A 5,190-nucleotide genomic window follows, 5' to 3' on the forward strand; every position below is an offset into this window, starting at 1 on the left:
TATATATTACTAATTAATAAGCAAATTACTTCTTTTGAAAAAAAGATTAAGAATATTTTTAATTATGTTATAATTAAAATGTATGCTGGTGTGGCGAAATTGGCAGACGCATTTGACTCAAAATCAAACGAGGTTAAACTCATATCGGTTCAAGTCCGATCATCAGTACCAAAAAAATAATATTTATTCCTTATGCTCACATGAAATTCATGTGTTTTTCTTTTTTTATATCTCCACTGATTTTAAAATTTAAAACTAAAAAGAGTAAAAAAATGTCTCATAAGTTCGAAGAATTTCTCCAAACCTTAAAAAAACCAGAATTACAACAATTTCAATTACAAGAAGTATTGGTAGATTTGTCCCAAATTAGTTGGACTTTTTTTGTGGCCGCGGACGAATTCCCTTCTGAAGCTGCGCTTTTAGATGAATTCCGTAAACATTTACAAGAATTTATTAAAGTTCATACCGAAGAAGTCGTGAAAAACATTTCTTGTCATGTATGTTATGAATTCCACCATTTTAACTATTTAAAAGACGAACAAATCTGGGAAAAACAATTCCAATACATTTTGCAAAAGAAAAAAACAGAAGCCAATGAGTCTTTTTTAGATCTTTTCAATTCTACGCCGACTATATCTTGGGAAGATAAAAAAGTCGTCTTTCGCTTAAATCCGATTCTTTTAAAATATTTCCATCGAACTGATATTTTAAAGGAATTAAACACTTTTTTTATTCACCGTTATGGCATAGATTTAGAATTTATAACGGAATATCCAGATCTTTTAACTCTATCAGAGTTAAAAGATCCTACTATAGATGGTTTTAATGATCTGGTTAAGGACGAATTAACTTCTGAAGAAAAATTTAAAATTAATTTAATTAATATTATCGCTCAAAAGCAGGAAAACGAAATATATAAGATTTTGGATCAAACACCTTTGATTGATGTAGAGAAGAAAACTTGTGAGTTTGATTTTCCTCCTTATTTAAAAAATATTCTTACTCAACTGGATCTTCTGCCGAGTTTACAAAAATTATTTGAAGAAGAACACCAATGTTTTTACCAATTCCGCAATAAAGGTGATGTAATGGCTGAAAAAAGACAGCAACAATGGGATCATAACGAGTTGCCTTTAATTTCTTTTAAAGATATTCCGATTCAAAACAGCGCTTTAAAAACCTTTAAACAAAATAATCCCGCATTTAGGGTTAAAGGTTATGTGCAACAAGTGACCGAATTACCTATTAAAAATAACCAAAGCGTTTTAGTTAAGTTTTTTTTAGTAGATCCCGAAACCAAACAAGATTCTATCGAATATAAAAGTTTTTTCAACCAAAGTTATAAAGGTAAAACTAACACTTTTTACACTCAAATTAAAAAAGATTTTCAAGAAGGTGTTTTAGTAGAAATAGAAACTTTTGTTGATTTTAACGCTAAAAACCAAGAATACTATTTTAATTTTACTCCTAAAAATGCGACTCCTAAATATCAAGTTCTAGATAATATGCCTTTGATGTACCAAAGACAAGATGATTATCCAGATAAAAAAAGAATTGAATTTCACCTCCATACGAAAATGTCTAATTTAGACGCGGTAACGAGTGTGAAAGATTATCTTGATATAGCTGAAAAATGGGGTCATGAAGCGCTTGCTTTTACCGATCATAACGGAGTTTATGCTTTTCCAGAAATAGAAAAACATCTGCGTGGTAAAAAAATAAAACCTATTTTAGGGGCTGAATTCGATTTTATCGCGGAAAAACCCCTTTATATCACTAACCAAGAACAATACCCCCAATTCCCTAATTTTACCTTAAAAAACCATAAATACGTTGTTTTTGATTTAGAAACAACCGGTTTTTCTAAAATAAGAGATAAAATTATTGAAATATCGGCTGTGAGAATTGAAAATGGCAAAATCACAGAAGAAATGTTTGATGAATTAGTAGATCCGCAAACTAAATTAAACCCAAGAATTAAAGAAATTACTCAAATTACGAACCAAGATTTAGAAGGAAAACCCACTATTGATGCGATTTTGCCGAAGTTTTTAGATTTTGCTAAAGGCTATACTTTAATCGCTCATAACGCTTCTTTTGATATGGATTTCTTATTAGAAAATGTAAAAAAATTAAGCCTTTCTTATGAACCTCAACCTGTGATAGATACTATGCCTTTATCGCAAAAATATTTCCACCAATTTTTAAAGTTTTTTTCTTTAAAAAGATTGGCAAAAGTTTTTAAAGCTAAACCAATTTCAGAAGGTCATAGTCATAGAGCTTTATATGATTCCGAAACTACTGCTTTGGTTTATATCGAAATGATGAAGAAATTAGAAGAACAAAAAGTACTAACTTTTTATGATTTAAAAGGGGCAGCTGATACTTTGTTTGAAAGATCTTATCATGTTAATGTTTTAGCGAAAAACCAAACCGGTTACCAAGATTTATTTTATTTAATTAGTGATTCTTTAACGCAAAATTTTTATAAAAAACCCCGTTTATTGAAATCTAAATTAAACCAACATCGTGAAAATTTATTAGTCGGTAGCGGTTGTTTTGATAGTAATGTCTTTGAAACAGCTTTAAACAAGAGTGAACAAGATTTAGCAGAAGCGATCGCTTTTTATGATTATATCGAAGTTCAACCGCTAAACGCTTATAAACATGTGATTTATGACTTAGGCGGCGATGATCCGGAGATTGACGCTCTGTCTATCGTGCAAAATACTTTGTTAAAAATCATTAACGAAGCGAGAAAACAAGGCAAAATAATTATCGCGACAGGAGATGTTCATTACCTGCATCATTATGAAAAAATTTATCGTGAAATGTATATTAACGCTAAATTAATTGGCGGTGGTTTACATAAATTATCTAAATTTAGCTCTGAAAATTTACCTGATAACCATTTATTAACCACTCAAGAAATGTTGGATGCTTTTAGTTTTATTGAAGATGAATTATTGAGAAAAGATTTAGTCATTAATAATCCGCATTTATTGAATCAACAAATTGATAAAATTCAAATTTTCCCCCAACAGTTGTTTTCTCTGCAAGATGATACTTTCGCTCAAAATTTAAAAGTTCCTAGTATTAAGCAAGAAATGAAGGTTTTAATTACCACTCGTATTGAAGCTTCATATGGCAAAATAGTGCACCCTTTAATTCAAGAGAGAATTGATAAAGAGTTGAAAAGTATTTTAGGAGATGATAACCAAAAAGACGCTAACCAAAGCATTACTCCTATTTATTATTTATCTTATTTATTAGTTAAAAAATCTATGGAAGATGGTTATTCAGTAGGTTCTCGTGGTTCGATTGGTTCTTCTATTATTGCTAATGTGTTAGAAATTACGGAAGTAAATCCTTTAAGGCCGCATTATAATTGTCCCAAATGTCAATACACCGTGATAAAAATGACCGAAGAAGAGAAACAAAACCCTTTATATAAAAAATACGTTAAAAAAGATGATCCTAATGATTATGATATTTTAGAACATACTTATTCTGGATATGATTTACCGGATAAAAAATGTTTTCAATGTAACGTAAATTTTAGTAAAAACGGACAAGATATTCCTTTTGAAACCTTTTTAGGTTTTGAAGGCAACAAAACCCCAGATATCGATTTAAATTTTGCAGGAGATTATCAAAGTAAAGCCCATGATTATATTAAAGAGTTATTAGGGGAAGAACAAGTTTTTAGAGCCGGCACCATCCAAACGGTAGCGAAAAGAAATGCTTATGGTTATGTAAAAGGTTTTGTTAAAGATAAAGGTTTGGATGAGGAAATACGTGTTTCAGAAATTAGCCGCAGGTCTGTGATGATTGAAGGTGTGAAACGCTCAACAGGTCAACACCCAGGAGGAATCGTAGTAGTTCCCAAAGGGCATAAAATCTATGAAATTACGCCAGTTCAGTATCCTGCTGATGATACGGAATCCAAATGGAGAACGACTCATTTTGATTACCATTCTTTTGAAAACAATTTATTTAAAATGGATATTTTAGGTCATGATGATCCAATGTTAATTAAATTTTTCATGGATTATGTGAAAAAAAATCCTTCTTTATTCCCGTTTGATCGTTATCAAGATATTCCGTTAGATGATATTAAAGTATACGAATTATTCGCTAATAAAGACAAGAATAAAACCTCTATCGCTGTGCCCGAATTTGGTACTAATTTTGTTATCGCGATGTTAAAAGATATTTATGACAAAGAGAAAAAAACTTTTAATTTCTCTACTTTAGTGAAAGTATCAGGTTTATCCCACGGAACGAATGTTTGGACTCAAAATGCGAAAGACATTTTAGCGGGTAAAGGTGATTTCCAAGAAGATATAAAGACAAAAATTTCTTTTGACGAAGTGATCGCTTGTCGTGATGAAATTATGAATACTTTAATCGCAAAAGGTGTTGATTCTTTACGAGCTTTTGATATCATGGAGTTTGTCCGCAAAGGCAAACCTCATACTCATCCCCAAGAATGGAAAAAATTAATTTCTCCCATAGAAGCTAAAATACCGCAATGGTATTTAAAATCTTTAAACAAAATAAAATACCTTTTTCCAAAAGCACATGCTGCGGCTTATGTTTTAATGGCTATGAGGATTGCTTGGTTTAAAGTCAATCATCCTTTATTGTTTTATAGTGGTTATTTCTCCAAAAGAGCCGATCAATTTGATTATAATGTCATGTTGAAAACAGCTCCCGAAATTGAGAAAGAATTGAGAAAAGCGGATAAAAATCCTGATGATGAACAAATCACTATGAAAAAAACAGTTAAAAAAGAATTAACCGCGAAAGAACAAAACCGCATTAATACTTTAAAAAGTGCTTATGAAATGGTCCAATTAGGTTATCAATTTTTACCAATTGATTTGAATAAATCAGAAGCAAACGAATTTATGATTGAAAATGATAAAGCTTTAAGAATGCCTTTTGTGGCTATTGATGGTTTAGGGCAAGTAGCGGCGGATAACATTGTGATGAACCGTAAAGAAAAATTATTCACTCAAAATGATTTTGTCAAAAGAGTGAAAATTAATAAAACTATTTTGAAAAAGTTTAAAGACGAAATGATAATCGAAAGATTACCAGAAGAATAAATGATTTAAATTTAGGTTTAAAACCAAAATATGTTATAATAATGATAGATTATATAATATTTGAATATATTTTTAT

At 30.4% G+C, this 5,190-nt stretch carries 1 protein-coding gene and 1 tRNA gene; both read left to right on the forward strand.

Annotated features, from left to right (window positions below; genetic code table 11):
• Positions 1-84: 84 nt before the first annotated feature.
• Positions 85-171 (forward strand) — tRNA-Leu (locus RI68_RS00810).
• Between the two features lie 101 nt (positions 172-272).
• Positions 273-5,114, forward strand: coding sequence for a PolC-type DNA polymerase III (locus RI68_RS00815; protein ID WP_017193366.1), 4,842 nt, complete (start codon positions 273-275; stop codon positions 5,112-5,114).
• Positions 5,115-5,190: the final 76 nt, after the last annotated feature.

The sequence above is a fragment of the Vaccinium witches'-broom phytoplasma str. VAC genome (genome assembly GCF_000309405.1).
Lineage (GTDB): Bacteria > Bacillota_I > Bacilli_A > Acholeplasmatales > Acholeplasmataceae > Phytoplasma.